Origin of the sequence: Streptomyces sp. NPDC058307 (genome assembly GCF_042880295.1) — a bacterium.
Lineage (GTDB): Bacteria > Actinomycetota > Actinomycetes > Streptomycetales > Streptomycetaceae > Streptomyces.
On sequence record NZ_JBHVYZ010000061.1, the window covers coordinates 36163 to 52035 of the forward strand.

A 15873-nucleotide genomic window follows, 5' to 3' on the forward strand; every position below is an offset into this window, starting at 1 on the left:
ATATTTTTTTCCCCCCGCGGGGGCGCGTTTTTCTTTTGTGTTTGCGGCGGGCGGGGCGGGGGGCGGCGCTGGGGCTCACCCGATTGGGGGGGCCCCGCTCGCCGTGGGGGGGCCGGGCCCCCACGTCATGTCCGGGGTGGTGGTGCGTACCGGCCCCGTCGGCTGCGAGGTGCGCGATCAGCCGCCGGCCACCGGCCGGCTGGCCGCGGACGGCGTACCGCGCACGATCCGGTCCGGGTGCGGCGGGCGGCGGCTGCCGGCCGGGGTGACCGGGGTCCGCTCCGAACGGGTGGTGTGCGGGCCCGGGGCCAGGTGGCCCGGGACCAGATGGACGGGTGACCTGGGGCCACGCGCCGGAACGGCGGCCTCGCGGGCCGCCGTCTCGTTCTGCGGGGCCGTGAGCGGCTTGAGGCGGGCCGGCGCTGCGACGGGGGTGACCGGGGCCGCCGGGGCCTTCGCGCCGCCGCGGGCCCGCCAGCGGTCGCGCAGGTCGAAGGCGTAGGCCTCGGTACGGGCGATCAGCGGCTCGAACCAGGGCAGCGCGAGCAGGATCAGCAGACCCGCGATCCAGCCCAGCACGACGTCGCTCAGCCAGTGCGTACCGAGGTAGACGGTGGCCATGCCGACGCCCAGCGACGTCACCGCGGAGATCGCGGACAGCCAGCGGCGGGCTCTCGGGGTGGAGGCCAGATACGCCAGGATTCCCCAGGTCACCACGGCGTTGGCGGTGTGGCCGCTGGGAAATATATCGCCGCCCAGACCCATCTCGTTCGAGCCGATCACGGTCGCGTAGTGCGGTCCGAGCCGTCCCATGCCGTACTTGGCGGCGCCGACCGTGATGTTCAGCAGCAGCAGCGAGGCGCCCAGGGTCAGCAGCGGGCGCAGCGTGTGCTGGCGCCAGGAACGCCAGCCCAGCCAGGCCGCGACCATCACCGCGGTGGGGCCGCGCTGGCCCAGCACCACGTAGTAGTCGACGAACCAGTGGATGGACGCCCACTGCTGGTACGGCCGGAAGAACATGACCTGCCAGTCCAGGCGGACCAGCCACGACGTGGTCACCACGAGCCACACGATCGCCAGGTAGAAGGCCAGGGCGGCGATCGCGAGGACGGTCCGGTGGCGGCTCGCCCGCGGCACGCTGAGGTGGGCCGGCCGCTCCGGCTCACGGTCCAGCCTGGCGAACACCCGGTCCAGACGGGTGGGGTTTCGTTCGGTACGCACCCAATCGACGTTACAGCGAGTGAGCTCTGATCCCTGGCGAATCAGCGGCTTTGTGATGACGATGTGATGTGGGATTCCTCTCAGGCGGGTGGCTATTTCCGGGGATTTTGCAAAGGCGGCGGCTGTGCCCTGCAATTGTTTTGATCATTCCGGGTTCCGGTTTTATGGCCCTTATGAATTCGTTCACCGAATCATGGGGTGGAATTCTCCGGGCGCTCATCGGCGCTCCCGAGTCGATCATGGTGGACCGGAACCGTTCAGCCAGAAGGCGCCGTACAGGGCGGAGGCGGTGGCGATCAGGGTCAGGAGCGCGGCTGACCTGCGGGTCCTTGAGCGGGCGAGGGCCAGGGCGAGGGGGAGCAACAGGGGGAAGGCGGGCATCAGCAGGCGGGGTTTCGAGCCGAAGTAGCTCGACGCGCACAGGGCGAGCGCGGTGACGACGCCGGCGTACACCAGGAGGGGCAGTGGCTGGCCCTGCCGTGCGCAGACGACGTACAGCCACACCACCAGCCCGACGCCGACGATCAGCCCGATCCCGGCCAGGGCCGAGGGGAACGACGTGAACTTGGCGGCGACGAAACGGGCGAAGGCGTACCCCCCGTCGAACCCGTTCCGCCAGCCCGCCTGCACGTCGAGATACCCGAGCGGCCCCTTCCCGGTGCGGTGACCGACCCACAGGACGTAGGCGGCGGTGCCGAGGGGGGCGAGAGCCATGCCGAGGGCGCGGCGGGGGGAGGGGCGGTCGGCGGGGGCGCGGGCGGGGTCGGGCGCGCCGGCCGTGTCCGCGACGCGCTCGGTCGTGGACGACGGGGTTCGGCCCGTGGGGGCGTGTGCGACGTCCGGAGCGCCGCTCGCCCCGGCCGTGCTTCGGCTCCGCTCGAAAGAGCTGTCGGCGGGGGAACACCGCCCGCCGAACCCGGAGCTACGGGTGTTCTCGGCGTCGCCCCGGCGCGGAGTCGACGCGGGCCCCCACAGGGGCGGCGCGGCGGGTTCGGAGGTGCTCTGCGCTCGGATCCGGGCCCGTCGGTCGCTCAGGTGCGCCGCGATCGCCGCCACCCACACCGCCGCGACCACCGCCAGGCCCACCGGGCGGGTCAGGCCCGCCAGGGAGGCCAGGAGGCCCGCCGTCACCCAGCGGCCGGTCAGCACCGCGTACAGCGACCAGGCCGCCAGAGCCGTGAACAGCGACTCGCTGTACGCCATCGACTGGACGATTCCGACGGGCAGGACGGCCCACAGCAGGACCGCGCAGACGCCCGCCCGGCGGCCGTACACCTGGTCCGTCACCGCGAAGACGCCCCAGGCCGCCGCCAGGGAGGCGAGCAGGGCCACCGCGAAGCCCGCGTCGGCGTACGACAGCGGGGTCACCGCGGACAGCAGCCGCTCCAGCCAGGGCAGGAGCGGGAAGAACGCCAGGTTCGAGTGCACGTCGCCGTTGGGCAGCCGCACCTCGTAGCCGTAACCGAGTTCGGCGACCCTCGTGTACCAGAGCGCGTCCCAGCGGGCGGTCAGGAGGGTGTACGCGCTCTTGTCGCGCGCCCCGCTCCACAGGGCCAGCGTGAGGAGGCCCAGGGCGCGAACGGCCGCATAGCCGAGCAGCGCCGGGGCGGCTCGGCGCAGGGCCGGTTCGGAGCGCGTTCCAAGATCGGTCACGGGTCCGATTATCGACCGCCCGCCGAAGCCGCCCGCCGGGGCCCGGCGACAGGCGGCGAAAGTGGCGTACGCCACACGTGTTCTGCCGGAAGTCTGAGAGGTCCGCCACTGGGCCCACGCCCGAACTCGCGTACGCTGACGTGTCACCCGCCGTTCGCTGCGCGGGCCGGAGACCACCGCTCCTCTCCGGCCGAGATCATGGGGAGTCCCCACCCCGTGTGCCCGCCGAACGCCAGGGAACTTCTGGGAGGTACGTACATGTCCGGGACGACCACGGCCGCCGCGTTGCTGCGCCGTCGGGCGGCCGGGGCCGGTGCAAACCGCTGGGTCGTCCTCGTCGTCCTCTGCACGAGCCTGCTCCTGGTCGCCCTCGACGCGACCGTGCTGCACGTGGCGGTGCCCGCCGTCACCGAGGACCTCAAGCCCGGCGCGATGGAACTGCTCTGGATCGTCGACGTCTATCCACTCGTCTGCGCCTCGCTGCTGATCCTCTTCGGCACGCTCGGCGACCGCGTGGGCCGCAGGAGAGTCCTCCTCCTCGGCTACGGCCTCTTCGGCGTCGCCTCCGGTGTCGCCGCCGTCGCGGACACCGCCCAGGTGCTCATCCTCGCGCGGGCGCTGCTCGGCGTCGGCGGCGCGATGATCATGCCCGCGACGCTGTCGATCCTCCGCCAGGTCTTCCCCGACCGGCGTGAGCGGGCGCTCGCGATCGGCATCTGGAGCGCCGTCGCCGCGGTCGGCGCCGCGGTCGGACCACTGCTCGGCGGCTTCCTCCTGGAGCACTTCTGGTGGGGCTCGGTCTTCCTCATCAACATCCCGTTGATGCTGGTCAGCCTGCCGGTGGGCCGTCTGCTGCTGCCCGAGTCGAAGGGCAGCGGGGACGGTCCCTGGGACGTCGTGGGCGCGCTGACGGCCGCGGGCGGCCTGTTCACCCTCGTGCTCGGCGTGAAGCGGCTCGGCGGGGGAGAGCTCGACGTGTTCACCGCGATCCCGCTGGTCCTGGGCGCGGCGCTGCTCTTCCTCTTCGTACGGCGGCAGCGACGGCTCGCGCATCCCCTGGTGGACCTGCGCATGTTCGCGCGCCCGGCGTTCAGCACCTCGGTCGGCTGCATCGTCCTGGCGATGCTCGCTCTGGTCGGACTCGAACTGATCGCGGCTCAGTATCTCCAGCTGGTTCTCGGCCTGTCTCCGCTGGAGACCGGTCTGCGGCTGCTGCCGCTGACGATCGCCGCGATGGCGGCGGGGCTCGCCGGGGCGCGTCTGCTGCGGCGGTTCGGGCCGCGCCTGATGGTGAGTGCCGGGTTCTGCGTCACGGCGGTGGCCGTGCTGATGCTCACCGCGATGGGCGACGCGGACAACACAGCCCTGCTGGTGTTCGGGTTCGTGCTGCTCGGGTTCGGTCTGGAGACCACACTCTTCGGGGCGTACGAGTCGATGCTCAGCGAGGCCCCACCGGAGCAGGCGGGCGGGGCCGCGGCGATCGGCGAGACCTCGTACCAGCTCGGGGCGGGCATCGGGATCGCGCTGCTCGGCAGCGTGATGAACGCGGCGTACACGCCCGGCCTGTCGGGCGTGCCCGGGGTCCCCGACTCGGCGTCCAGGTCGGCCGGGCACTCCCTGGGCGAGGCCTACGAGGTCGCCGGACGCCTCGGTGGACCCGCCGGGGTCGCCCTGCGCCGGGCCGCGCAGGACTCCTTCGTGCACGGACTGCACGTGACCTTGCTGGTGAGCGCGGGGTTGTTGCTGCTGGGCGCGGCGATGGCGCTGCGGCTGCCGCGCACGATGCAGTGCGGTGAGGCCCCGGCGGCGGTGGGGCTTCCGGCACCCAGAGACGTGGCGGAGTCGCGCGTCTCCGCCTGACCGGCGTCTGGATGTGCGGCAGGGCGCGCTGTAACGTCGGCGACGGAAGCTAAATTAGCGGTGCTAGTTTCTGATCGCCGTCCAGTCGCCGTCCAGTCGTCGCCCGCTGTTTCCAGTCGCCCGCCCGCTGGAGCCCTTCTTCCGGAGGATGTGCCATGCCCCCGTTCGACCCCGCAGACCCCCTCGGCATCGACGACCTGCTGGAACCGGAGGACCTCGCGATCCGCGCAACCGTGCGGACCTGGGCCGCCGACCGCGTCCTGCCCCATGTCGCGGACTGGTACGAGAAGGGCGAGCTGCCGGGGATCAGGGAACTCGCCCGGGAACTCGGACAGATCGGCGCCCTCGGGATGTCGCTCAGCGGCTACGGGTGTGCCGGCGCCTCCGCCGTGCAGTACGGGCTCGCCTGTCTGGAGCTGGAGGCCGCCGACTCCGGGATCCGGTCCCTCGTCTCGGTGCAGGGCTCGCTCGCCATGTACGCCGTCCACCGCTTCGGCAGCGAGGAGCAGAAGCAGACCTGGCTGCCCCGCATGGCCGCCGGTGAGGTGATCGGCTGCTTCGGGCTCACCGAACCCGATCACGGCTCCGACCCCGGCGCCATGCGGACGTACGCCAAGAAGGACGGCACGGACTGGGTCCTGAACGGGCGCAAGATGTGGATCACCAACGGGTCGGTCGCCGGGGTCGCCGTCGTGTGGGCGCAGACCGACGACGGGATCCGCGGGTTCGTCGTGCCGACCGGCACGCCCGGTTTCTCGGCGCCGGAGATCAAGCACAAGTGGTCGCTGCGGGCCAGCGTCACCAGCGAGCTGGTCCTCGACGACGTACGGCTGCCCGCTGACGCGGTGCTGCCGGAGGTCGTCGGGCTCAAGGGGCCGCTGAGCTGTCTCTCGCACGCCCGGTACGGAATCGTGTGGGGCGCGATGGGAGCGGCGCGGTCGTGTTTCGAGACCGCCGTGGACTACGCGAAGACGCGGGAGCAGTTCGGGCGGCCGATCGGGGGCTTCCAGCTCACCCAGGCCAAACTCGCCGACATGGCGGTCGAACTGCACAAGGGGATTCTGCTCGCCCACCATCTGGGGCGGCGCATGGACGCCGGCCGCCTGCGTCCCGAGCAGGTCAGCTTCGGCAAGCTCAACAACGTCCGCGAGGCCATCGAGATCTGCCGTACGGCGCGGACGATCCTCGGTGCCAACGGGATCTCCCTCGAATACCCCGTGATGCGGCACGCGACGAACCTCGAGTCGGTGCTGACGTACGAGGGCACCGTCGAGATGCACCAGCTGGTGCTCGGCAAGGCGCTCACCGGACTGGATGCGTTCCGGTGAACCCCGCTGGGGGCAGGGCCGATGAGCGGCCCTGCCTCAGCTCTGGTTGAAGAAGCCGTCCGTGCGGTGCTGCCCCGGATCGCCGTTCACGATCTCCGTGTTGGCGGGGGTCAGCAGGAACACCCGGGTGGACACGCGCTCGATGGAGCCGCGCAGTCCGAAGATCAGCCCCGCCGCGAAGTCGACGACGCGCTTGGCGTCACCGGCCTCCATCGCGGTGAGGTTCATGATGACGGGAACGCCGTCGCGGAACAGTTCGCCGATGGCGCGGGCGTCCCGGAAGCTGTCCGGGGTCACCGTGCCGATGCGACGGCCCTTCTCCTCGGCGACGTCCGAGGCCACCTTGACCCGCGGGTCGGTGACCCAGGCATCCCCGGGCTCGGTCCCTTCGGAGTATCCGTCGTCGTCGTAGTAACGCTCGTCATCGTTGTCGTCAACGAGGCCCAGCCAAGCACTAGCCTTGCGCACCGATCCCATGGACGCCTCCTCTCACAGCGGTTTCTCTTGCTTCTGTATCCCTATGGTCATCCATGATGCGGATCGCGCGCCAAGTGAATAGCCGCCGCGCGGGGGGTTTGTGACGGTACTGGTGCACGGCGAATACGTCGAGAGCCCAGGTACCCCAAGGGTCGTATCCCATACGGCTGCTGACTGTGAGTGAAATATGATTCTTCGCGGCGTATGGGTGAGGGCTGGAGCGTCCGGGTGAACGGGGCGGGGAGAGGAACCCGCTGCTCAACGCCGTGCCCGCGCTGGGATCTGACGGCGGCTCAGGCCGCTCCGCCAAGAAATTTTCCCTTCCGGGGGGAGATCCGGGACGTGGAAATCGCTTCACGTCCTGCTCTGGAGTGAGGAACAGATCGGCTCGGGTGGCGAAGCGGCGGCGAAGAAGGGATCGCCTCGAAGCCCTCCTGCTCGGTTCTCAGTCCGATGCTGAGGACCTTGGCGCCGCGTTCGCGAAGCCGGCGTCCTGGCCGGCGAGGGCGACGGCGAGGGTTTTGCCGTCGTCCAGGATCGAGGCGCCGGGCGGCAGGAGCCGGGCCGTCGCGGTGCCGTCCGTGCCGGAGCCGCATCGGGTCAGCAGCAGAGTGCCCGCCGTGATGAGGATGAACGGGATGATGAGCCCGTTTCGGGCGCGCGGGGATGTGCGCATGGTGGAGCGGTCTCCTGGAAACGAGAAAGCGCTGGGTGAGGGGAAGGCGCGTGTGAAGGCGAAGAAGGCGAAGAAGGCGAAGAAGGCGAAGAAGGTGAAGAAGGCAAAGAAGGTGAAGAAGGGGGAGAACGCGAAAGGCACCCTGTGCATCAGGGCGCGCAGTGGGTCAGCTCAACAGGAAGAGGACCACACGCGACCGAGGTCGATGTGGGAGCGCTTGACCAGCCACTGCTGTGGATGCATGGGGCAAGTGGAACAGGCATCCGGTTTGCCGTCAACCGACTTGAGACGTACGGCTCACAGTATGGACAGCCTTGACAGCGAGCGGAAACGCACCCGTAGTCTCAGAGGGCGGCCCTGCTGAGGGGCTCGGCCGCATCCGTGTGAAGGCACCCGTCCGAGTTCGACCGACTCGCTGCCACGGAGCCCTCGCATGTCCTCCGACACCCTCGCCAAAGCCCCCGCCGCACCGGACATACCGGAACACGCGGACTCTCTTCGCATCGCCCCGCAGCGCCCTCCCGGCCAGTGGGCGGCCGCCGTCGCCGTTCTCGTGCTCCTGGGCCTCGCCGTCAACTCCGTCCTGCGCAACCGGGCGTTCCCGCAGGGCGTCGTCGCGGACCACTTCACCTCGGCCGCGGTGCCGCGCGGCCCCTGGCTCACGCTCTGGCTGACCGCGGTCGTCATGGCGCTCGGCTTCGCGCTGGGCGCCCTGCTCGCGGCGGCCCGGCTGTCCGCCAACCCCGTGCTCAGCAGGGTGAGCGCCGGGAACCTGTACCAGGGCATCCCGCCGCTGAGGGTCGCCACCGTCCGGTACACCGTCGTCACCTCGGTGCCCGGCGTCGGCCAGTACTGCGTGGAGAAGCACTACGCCCGCGGTTCGGAGCGCACCCGATGAGGCACTCACTGGTGATCATAGGAGCCGGGCCGCGGGGGACCGGTCTCATCGAGCGGATCGCCGCCAACGCACCCGAGCTGTACGACGGTTCGGGCCTGGACCTGCACCTGGTCGATCCGCATCCGCCCGGCGCCGGACGCATCTGGCGCGAGGCGCAGTCACCGCTGCTGTGGATGAACTCGCACGCCGAGGACGTCACCATGTTCACCGACGAGACGGTGGAGATGGAGGGGCCCGTACGCCCCGGCCCCACGCTGCACGAGTGGGCCGGCATCGACGGCCGCACCTTCGCGGACCGGCAGCTCCAGGGCGCCTATCTGCGCTGGGTGCACGAGCAGGCGGTGGCCGCGCTGCCGTCGTCCGTGTCCGTCCACCATCACCCGCGACGTGCCCTGCGGGTGAGCGGAGCGCGCGAGGGACGCCAGCAGGTCTGGCTGGAGGGCCGTTCCCGCCCGCTCCTCGCCGACCTGGTCGTCCTCAGCCTGGGCCACCTCGACGCCGAACTCGACGACGAGCAGCGGGACCTGGCGGCGTACGCCCGCACCCACGGCCTGGCCCACCTGCCGCCCGACTTCACCGCCGACAGCGACCTGTCCGCGCTCGCGCCCGGCGAACCGGTCCTGGTCCGCGGGTTCGGGCTCGCCTTCGTCGACCTGATGGCGCTGCTGACCGAGGGCCGGGGCGGACGGTACGACGGGGACACCTATGTCCCGTCCGGGCGTGAACCGGTCCTCCTCGTCGGATCGCGGCGCGGAGTGCCGTACCACTCGAAGATCGGCTACGACTGGACCGGTGAGCGGCCGCCGCTGCCCCGCTTCCTGGGCCCGGCCGAGATCGACGGGCTGCTCGCGCGGCCGGAGGGCTTCGACTTCCGGCGGGACGTGTGGCCGCTGGTGGAGAAGGAGCTCGGGTTCGCCCACTACCACCGGCTGTTCACCGTGCATCCGGAGCGGACCGCGATGTCCTGGACGGACTTCGAGGAGAAGTACGCGGCCACCGAGGATCCCGCCGAACGGGAGGCCCTGGCGGCCTCCGCTGTGCCCGATCCCCGCGACCGGCTCGACCTCGCCCGGCTGGACCGGCCGTTGGAGGGCGTGCGGTACGCGACCCACGAGGAGTTCCAGGAGGGCCTGCGGGAGTACGTCGAGGCCGACCTGAGCCGCCGGCATGATCCCCGGTACAGCCCGGACCTGGCCGTGTTCCTCGGACTGCTCTCCGTCTACGGGCAGTTGTTCCGGCTCGGGGACATCGGCGGATGGTGGCACGGGTTCTTCAGCTATCTCGCCTCGGGGCCGCCCGGCCCCCGGCTGCGGCAGCTGCTCGCGCTGTCCCGGGCCGGAGTGCTCAGGTTCGTCGGGGCGGACATGGAAGTGCGCGCCGAGGACGGGGTGTTCAAGGCGTCGAGCCCCACCGTGCCGGGCCACTGGGTCCAGGCGCGGGCGCTGGTCGAGGCCCGGCTGCCCGAGCCGACGGTCCGGCGGGCCCTCGATCCGCTGCTGCGCGAGCTGTACGCCGAGGGGGCCGCCGAGAGCCCGGACGGGCTGCTGCGCGTGGACCGTGCCGACGGACGGCTCCTGGACCGGTCCGGCCGGCCGCACCCCCGGCGCTTCGCGCTCGGGCCGTACACCGACGGACGTACACCCGGCGCCTTCACCCGGCCGCGCACCGGCGGGCCCGCGTTCCGGCAGAACGACGCGACCGCACGGGCCGCGCTGCGGTTCCTCGGCGAACTCGCCGCCCGTGCGGCCGCCTGAGTCACCTGGAAGGCAGGGAAGTGCACAGATGACCGTCATGGCCGACGTCAACCACCTGGAGAAGGACCTCGTGCACCAGGGCACCACGATGATCGTCGAACAGGGCCCGCCGACCGAAGTACTGAACGCTCCTCGCGAAGTACTGGACGCTCCGCCGCAACGAGCGGACCAGGGCGTTTCTCTCCAAGGTGCGGTGAGCGAGATGGCCGCCGGTCCGCGCGGTCGTGGTTGCTTCCCGCCGCTGCGGGCCGGATTCTCCCCCGAAAGGACTCCCCCCACATGGCTTCCTCGCACGGCCGGGGCCTGGTGCACCTGGCCGCCGCCCTCGATCAGCCGTCGGCGTACGACGCGCGTCCCTACACCGAGGCGGCCCGGCTCGCCGAACGCGGCGGTCTCGACTTCCTGACCCTGGACGACACCTTCGCCCACCCCGGCCTCGACGCGCTCGACGTGCTGACCCAAATCGCGTCCGCCACCGGCCGGATCGGCCTGGTGCCCACCGCCACGACCCCGCACCGCGACCCCTTCCACGCCCGGGCCGCCGTCGCGACGCTCGACCGGGTCAGCCGGGGCCGGGCCGGCTGGTGGATCGACGCGCCGACCACCGACCACCACCTCGTGGCCATGTCGGCGGCTTCGCCCGGGTCGGCCGGTTCCGGGATACGGAACGCCGGCTTCCCGGGCACGCCCTTCTCCGTCCAAGAGCCTTCGGTGGTGCCGCGTCCCCCGCACGGCCATCCGGTCCGCGTGGTCGACGCCACCGACGGGCCCGCCCGCAGGACCGCCGCCCGGTACGCCGACGTGGCCCTCGTCCGCGCCGCGAGTGCCGCGCAGGCAGCCGCCGTACGGGACGAACTCCGCTCCCTCGCAGCGGAGTTCGGGCGCGGACCCGACGAACCGCGGATCCTCGCCGGCCTCCTCGTCGACCTCGGCGGCGGGGAGCACGCGGCCGCGCCGGGGCACGGCGGAGGCGGCCCCCGGCAGACCGCGCAGGGCCCGCTGTACCGGGGCGGACCCGTCGACCTCGCGGAACTGATCGCCACCTGGCACGGCGAGGGCATCGTCGACGGCTTCCACCTCACCCCCGCCGAACCGCTGCGCGACCTGGAACGGCTGGTCAACGGCACGGTGGCGCTGCTCCAGCACCGCGGACTGTTCCGCACCTTCTACCCGGGCAGCACGCTCCGGGAGCACCTGGGCCTCGGCAGACCGGCCACCCAGTGCGCCGGGACCGGACGGGCGTCATGAGCCGTGACAGACGTGTCTGTTCGCGCGCTTTCCGGGCGGCCGACCGTGGGCTGTTTTCGGCGATCCGGCGAGCGGGGACGGAAGGTGTGTTTCCGGTGCGCGTCCCCGTCCGCGCCGGACGCCGACGGGCGTAAGACGGCCGGTCGCGGGGGAGAGGGACGCGAGCCGAGGCGTGGCGGTTCCCTCGGAAACACAAAAGTCTTTCAAAGGTTGACGGCCGAAAGGCGCCCTTGCGCCGACCGTCCGTTCGGCCGAATACTCCCCCTCAGCGCTTGTCAGGAGCACGGCTTGTCCGAAAACCGGACGACCGGGCCGCTGACTGCGCCTCACGGGCCCCGACCCCACGCGGGCCCCCGACTTCCCCTGGGAGGGAACGAAACGTGAGGATCAGGCGCACCAACCCCCGCAGTGGCATTACGAGACGGACCCGGCTGATCGCCGGTACCACCGGCCTCGTGGCCGCGGCCGCGATCGCGGTCCCCAGCGCGAACGCGACCGCTGCGACCCCCTTCAGCACCGCCGAACTCAAGGGCGCCAGCAGTTCGGTGCTCAAGGCCGACATCCCGGGCACCGCCTGGGTTGTCGACAGCAAGACCAACCGTGTGGTCGTCACCGTCGACAGCACGGTCTCGCAGGCCGAGATCTCCAAGATCAAGGAGCAGGCGGGCAGCAACGCCGACGCGCTCACGATCAAGCGGACCCCGGGCAAGTTCAACAAGCTGATCTCCGGCGGGGACGCCATCTATGCGAGTAGCTGGCGCTGCTCCCTCGGCTTCAACGTCCGCAGCGGCAGCACCTACTACTTCCTGACCGCCGGTCACTGCACCGACGGCGCGGGCACCTGGTGGTCGAACTCCGGGCACACGACCACGCTCGGTTCGACGGCCGGGTCCAGCTTCCCGACCAACGACTACGGCCTCGTCAAGTACTCCAGCAGCTACCCGACCTCGTCGATCTCCGGCACCGTCGGCAGCGTCGACATCACCAGCGCCGCCACCCCGAGCGTGGGCACCACGGTCTACCGCCGCGGTTCCACCACCGGCATCCACAGCGGCCGGGTCACCGCGCTGAACGCGACCGTCAACTACGGCGGCGGTGACGTCGTCTACGGCCTGATCCAGACCACGGTCTGCGCCGAGCCCGGCGACTCCGGCGGCCCGCTCTACTCCAACAGCGGTATCGCCTACGGTCTGACCTCCGGCGGCAGCGGCAACTGCTCCTCCGGCGGCACGACCTTCTTCCAGCCGGTCACCGAGGCCCTGAGCGCCTACGGCGTCAGCGTCTTCTAGACCCGGCGGCGGCCCTGAACCGCAGCCGGCACCTGGTGAGCCCCCGTACGCATCCGCCGTACGGGGGCTCGTCGTGATCACGGCAGGGACCGCTCCGGTGGTGCGCAGAGCCAGTCCAGTACGGCCGGCAGGGCCTCCAGGGCTCCGAAGCGGCCGGTGTCCTGCTGCAGCACGGGCCGGACCCGGGGGATGCGGTCCGCCAGCCAGCTGAAGTGGCCGACCGGCGTGAGCGTGTCCTGGGCGCCCTGCCACAGCAGGACGGGCCGGGTGACGGCCGCCGGGTCGAAGCCCCAGCCGCTGAGCAGGGCGAGATCGTCGTCGAGCCAGCCGTACGACGACGCGCGCACCGCCTCCCGGTAGGTGCGCAGCAGCATCTCGCCGACCGCCGGGGCGGAGACGGTCCGCCGGTCGGAGTCCGTGAGCCCGTCGCGCAGGAAGACGAGCAGCTGGGCGGGGTCGCGGCGGATGTCGGCGGCGCGGGCGGCGAGGCGCTCGGCGAAGGCGAGCGGGTCGGTGAGCGCCCGGGTGAACTCCTCCACCTGGGACGCGGCCATGCCGTCGAACCAGTGCAGATCCCTCGCGTCCGGGGGTGCGGGGGACGCCAGCGCCGCCGCCCGCCGTACCCGGGACGGCAGCAGCGCGGCGCAGGCCAGGGCGTGCGGGGCGCCGCCGCCGTGGCCGAGCACCGAGAAACGGCCGAGCCCGAGGGCGCCGGCCAGTTCCGCCACGTCCCGGGCGGCGTCGGCCACGCGGCGGCCCGGCAGCCGGTCCGAGTCGCCGTAGCCGGGGCGGTCGTAGGAGATGAACCGGATGTGCGGGTGCGCGGTCACGACGTCCCGGGGCACGACGCCGAAGCGGCAGCCCGGGGTGTCGTGCAGCAGTACCACCGGGCTGCCGTCCGGGTCGCCGTACTCCTCGACCGTCAGCCGGCGGCCGTCCTGCGTCCTGATGCCGTGGACCACCTGTGTCCTCCGTCTCCCCTTCGTGTACACCGCGGAGTTACCGTCGAAGTACACACCTTGAGCGCCTGGTTCGGACCCTGGGGGTCGCGATGGTCGAGGAGCTGGTGGCGGCGGGCGTAGCGCTCGTGTCGGCAGGAGCGGTGTACGTGATGGCGGCCGCGCGGGTCGTCAAGCAGTACGAACGGGGCGTGGTCTTCCGTCTCGGGAAGCTCCGGCCGGACGTGCGCGGGCCGGGGTTCACCCTGATCGTTCCCGGGGTCGACAAGCTCCGGAAAGTCAACATGCAGATCGTGACCATGCCGGTGCCGGGGCAGGAGGGCATCACCCGTGACAACGTCACGGTGCGGGTGGACGCCGTCGTCTACTTCAGGGTGACCGCGCCGGCCGAGGCGGTCGTCCGGGTCGAGGACTACCGGTTCGCGGTCGCACAGATGGCGCAGACCTCGCTGCGGTCGATCATCGGCAAGAGCGAGCTGGACGATCTGCTGTCCAACCGCGAGAAGCTCAACCAGGGGCTGGAACTGATGATCGACAGCCCCGCGGTGGAGTGGGGCGTCACCATCGACCGGGTCGAGATCAAGGACGTCTCCCTGCCGGAGACCATGAAGCGGTCCATGGCCCGGCAGGCCGAGGCGGACCGGGAGCGCAGGGCGCGGGTCATCAACGCGGATGCGGAACTGCAGGCGTCGAAGAAGCTGGCCGAGGCGGCCAAGGAGATGTCCGAGCAGCCTGCCGCACTGCAACTGCGGCTGCTGCAGACGGTGGTGGCGGTGGCGGCGGAGAAGAACTCGACGCTGGTGCTGCCGTTCCCCGTCGAGCTGCTGCGGTTCCTGGAACGGGCGGCGCCGACGCCTCAGCAACCGGTGCAGCAGGCTGTGCAACCGGTGCAGCAACCGGTGCAGGAGCAACGTCCGCCTCTTGAGTCCCTGCCGGATCCGGGTCCGGAAGGGTCGAATTCAGGACAGGACTAGACCTCACGGCCTCCCTTCGCCGCGCCCGGTCATCGTTATCCGTTCGAGACCTCGCGGTGCTCACGCTGTGCTTGGGGCGGCCGTTACATTTGCGGCTCCTGGGGCATCAACTTCCTTTTGACCAACGGAAGTTGATCTTCCGTCAGGTTCCTTCACAGCCGATCGTCACGGGGGAGTGCTGTGCAGAAGATCCAGTTGACCTATTGGTGGAACGGGCACGAGCCCGGTGACGTCGTGGACGTCGACGACGAGACCGCGCGGGGACTGCTCGATGTCATCGCGCGGTCGGCCGAAGCCTCGGAGGACTCCGAGGACTCAGGCGGCTCCGACCGCTCCGAGAACGGCGGCGAGGAGCCGGGGCCCGGGCGATGAGCGAGCCGTACGTCACCTTCCCGGACGTGGAGCAGCTGATCGTCGATCTGCTCAAGGACCGCAGCGAACTGGCGGGTGTCGTCGTCGACGTCGCACCGCCGGCCGGGTTCGACGGCTCGCAGCGCGCCGTACTGGTCTCCCGGATGGGCGGCGCCTGGGCGGAGGACCCCCGGCTCGACAACCCGCTCGTCGACCTGGACGTCTACGGCCCCTCCAAGGCCGCGGCCCACACCGTCTCCCTCGTGGCCCGTTCCCTGATGCTCCAGCTCCGGGGCGTGCGCTACGCCGGGGCGACCGTCGTGGACGTCGTCGAGGAGGACGGGCCGCGCTGGCTGCCCGACTACCGGCACGCCAGTGCCAATCGCTACGTCTCGACCACCCGCCTGGTGGTCCGCCCGGCCTGAACGGCCGTGGTCCCGGCGGGACTTCCGACGTCTTCGCCGTACTCCCACCGCAGTACGTCATGTCCATCTTCCAGCAAGGAGCAGTGATGGCCGGAACGAACGCCAAGGAGATCCGGGTCGCGGGCAATGGCCGTGTGCTCATCGCCCCGCTCGCCACCGCACCGCCCGCCGACACCGCCGCGGCGTGGGGTGCCGGCTGGAAGGACCTCGGCTACACCACCACCGACGGGGTCAAGATCTCCAAGAAGGACAAGCTCGACCCCGTGGACACCTGGCAGAGCGTCAGCTCGGCGCGGTTCGTCTACTCCGACCGCGATCTCAGTTTCAAGTTCCAGCTCCTCCAGCTGAACGAGGACACCCTGCCGTTCTTCTTCGGCGGCGGGCAGGTCAAGGAGACGGCGACCGGGTCCGGCCTCTACAAGTACGAGCTGGCGGCGGAGCCGAAGTTCGACGAGCGGATGCTCGGGCTGGAGTTCGCCGACGGCGACGAGGTCAAGTACCGCATGATCATCGCCCGCGGCCAGGTGACCGAGACGGAGGAGCTGGCCCTCGTCCGCACCGCCCCCGTGAAGCTCGGTGTCACCTTCACCGCGCTGGCCACGGTGGACGGCGCCCCGCTGGCGACCTTCCTGATGAAGGACCCGAGCTTCAGCGCGGCCTGATCCCACTGTCCCGTCCCGCAGCGAGGAGTTCCACCGACATGGCCCCGTTGCCGAGACCGTAGTCAGGTCTCAGTATTCCGGACGTTTCCGCCCGGAAG

At 71.1% G+C, this 15873-nt stretch carries 14 protein-coding genes and 1 pseudogene; 10 read left to right on the forward strand and 5 right to left on the reverse strand.

The features are described from left to right. Nucleotides 1–177 precede the first annotated feature (177 nt). Both ACFVYN_RS32690 and ACFVYN_RS32695 read right to left on the reverse strand, forming a co-directional pair. Nucleotides 178–1221 (reverse strand): phosphatase PAP2 family protein, encoded by a 1044-nt coding sequence (locus tag ACFVYN_RS32690; RefSeq protein WP_390005216.1) that lies wholly within the window; start codon nt 1219–1221, stop codon nt 178–180. A gap of 237 nt (nt 1222–1458) precedes the next feature. Further along, nucleotides 1459–2874: a mannosyltransferase family protein gene (locus ACFVYN_RS32695; RefSeq protein ID WP_390005218.1), complete on the reverse strand. Its 1416-nt coding sequence runs from the start codon at nt 2872–2874 to the stop codon at nt 1459–1461. Nucleotides 2875–3132: 258 nt separating this feature from the next. On the opposite strand from ACFVYN_RS32695, the gene ACFVYN_RS32700 reads away from it, so the two are divergent. After that, nucleotides 3133–4734, forward strand: coding sequence for an MFS transporter (locus tag ACFVYN_RS32700; protein WP_390005220.1), 1602 nt, complete (start codon nt 3133–3135; stop codon nt 4732–4734). Between the two features lie 155 nt (nt 4735–4889). Next, nucleotides 4890–6062 carry an acyl-CoA dehydrogenase family protein gene (locus tag ACFVYN_RS32705; protein WP_390005223.1) on the forward strand — a complete coding sequence of 391 codons (1173 nt, stop codon included), beginning with the start codon at nt 4890–4892 and terminating at the stop codon, nt 6060–6062. A gap of 36 nt (nt 6063–6098) precedes the next feature. Here the strand turns inward: ACFVYN_RS32705 and ACFVYN_RS32710 are convergent, their stop codons facing one another. Beyond that, nucleotides 6099–6539 (reverse strand): cell division protein SepF, encoded by a 441-nt coding sequence (locus ACFVYN_RS32710; RefSeq protein ID WP_390005225.1) that lies wholly within the window; start codon nt 6537–6539, stop codon nt 6099–6101. A gap of 445 nt (nt 6540–6984) precedes the next feature. After that, the gene (locus ACFVYN_RS32715; protein ID WP_390005228.1) at nt 6985–7365 is read right to left on the reverse strand and encodes a hypothetical protein; all 381 of its coding nucleotides are present in this window, start codon (nt 7363–7365) and stop codon (nt 6985–6987) included. A 283-nt stretch (nt 7366–7648) separates the two neighbouring features. Here ACFVYN_RS32715 and ACFVYN_RS32720 point away from each other — a divergent pair. The 4 genes and pseudogenes from ACFVYN_RS32720 to ACFVYN_RS32735 form a co-directional block, all read left to right on the forward strand. Next, nucleotides 7649–8011, forward strand: a pseudogene (locus ACFVYN_RS32720) (amino acid ABC transporter permease); the annotation flags it as partial. A gap of 98 nt (nt 8012–8109) precedes the next feature. Continuing rightward, nucleotides 8110–9867, forward strand: a complete 1758-nt coding sequence (locus ACFVYN_RS32725; protein ID WP_390005230.1) for an FAD/NAD(P)-binding protein — start codon at nt 8110–8112, stop codon at nt 9865–9867. Nucleotides 9868–10146: 279 nt separating this feature from the next. Further along, a complete protein-coding gene (locus tag ACFVYN_RS32730) occupies nt 10147–11115 on the forward strand; it encodes an LLM class flavin-dependent oxidoreductase (protein ID WP_390005232.1) in 969 nt (322 codons plus the stop codon). Nucleotides 11116–11495: 380 nt separating this feature from the next. Next, a complete protein-coding gene (locus ACFVYN_RS32735) occupies nt 11496–12404 on the forward strand; it encodes a S1 family peptidase (protein ID WP_390005235.1) in 909 nt (302 codons plus the stop codon). Between the two features lie 77 nt (nt 12405–12481). Here ACFVYN_RS32735 and ACFVYN_RS32740 read toward each other — a convergent pair whose 3' ends face one another. Continuing rightward, nucleotides 12482–13366, reverse strand: a complete 885-nt coding sequence (locus tag ACFVYN_RS32740) for an alpha/beta fold hydrolase (protein ID WP_390005237.1) — start codon at nt 13364–13366, stop codon at nt 12482–12484. 89 nt (nt 13367–13455) lie between these two features. On the opposite strand from ACFVYN_RS32740, the gene ACFVYN_RS32745 reads away from it, so the two are divergent. From ACFVYN_RS32745 to ACFVYN_RS32760, 4 genes are all read left to right on the forward strand, one after another. Further along, a complete protein-coding gene (locus ACFVYN_RS32745; protein WP_390005240.1) occupies nt 13456–14337 on the forward strand; it encodes a slipin family protein in 882 nt (293 codons plus the stop codon). A 180-nt stretch (nt 14338–14517) separates the two neighbouring features. Continuing rightward, a complete protein-coding gene (locus ACFVYN_RS32750) occupies nt 14518–14709 on the forward strand; it encodes a hypothetical protein (protein ID WP_390005242.1) in 192 nt (63 codons plus the stop codon). Further along, a complete protein-coding gene (locus tag ACFVYN_RS32755; protein WP_390005244.1) occupies nt 14706–15113 on the forward strand; it encodes a hypothetical protein in 408 nt (135 codons plus the stop codon). The genes ACFVYN_RS32750 and ACFVYN_RS32755 overlap by 4 nt, the downstream gene beginning before the upstream one ends. An 86-nt stretch (nt 15114–15199) precedes the next feature. Continuing rightward, nucleotides 15200–15775: a phage tail protein gene (locus tag ACFVYN_RS32760; protein WP_390005245.1), complete on the forward strand. Its 576-nt coding sequence runs from the start codon at nt 15200–15202 to the stop codon at nt 15773–15775. The last annotated feature ends 98 nt before the right edge of the window (nt 15776–15873 follow it).

Coding starts and splice junctions, on each gene's coding strand:
- ACFVYN_RS32710 (WP_390005225.1), bottom strand. CDS start 6,539: ATGGGATCGGTGCGCAAGGCTAGTGCTTGGCTGGGCCTCGTTGACGAC.
- ACFVYN_RS32705 (WP_390005223.1), top strand. CDS start 4,890: ATGCCCCCGTTCGACCCCGCAGACCCCCTCGGCATCGACGACCTGCTG.
- ACFVYN_RS32760 (WP_390005245.1), top strand. CDS start 15,200: ATGGCCGGAACGAACGCCAAGGAGATCCGGGTCGCGGGCAATGGCCGT.
- ACFVYN_RS32745 (WP_390005240.1), top strand. CDS start 13,456: ATGGTCGAGGAGCTGGTGGCGGCGGGCGTAGCGCTCGTGTCGGCAGGA.
- ACFVYN_RS32715 (WP_390005228.1), bottom strand. CDS start 7,365: ATGCACAGGGTGCCTTTCGCGTTCTCCCCCTTCTTCACCTTCTTTGCC.
- ACFVYN_RS32755 (WP_390005244.1), top strand. CDS start 14,706: ATGAGCGAGCCGTACGTCACCTTCCCGGACGTGGAGCAGCTGATCGTC.
- ACFVYN_RS32730 (WP_390005232.1), top strand. CDS start 10,147: ATGGCTTCCTCGCACGGCCGGGGCCTGGTGCACCTGGCCGCCGCCCTC.
- ACFVYN_RS32700 (WP_390005220.1), top strand. CDS start 3,133: ATGTCCGGGACGACCACGGCCGCCGCGTTGCTGCGCCGTCGGGCGGCC.
- ACFVYN_RS32725 (WP_390005230.1), top strand. CDS start 8,110: ATGAGGCACTCACTGGTGATCATAGGAGCCGGGCCGCGGGGGACCGGT.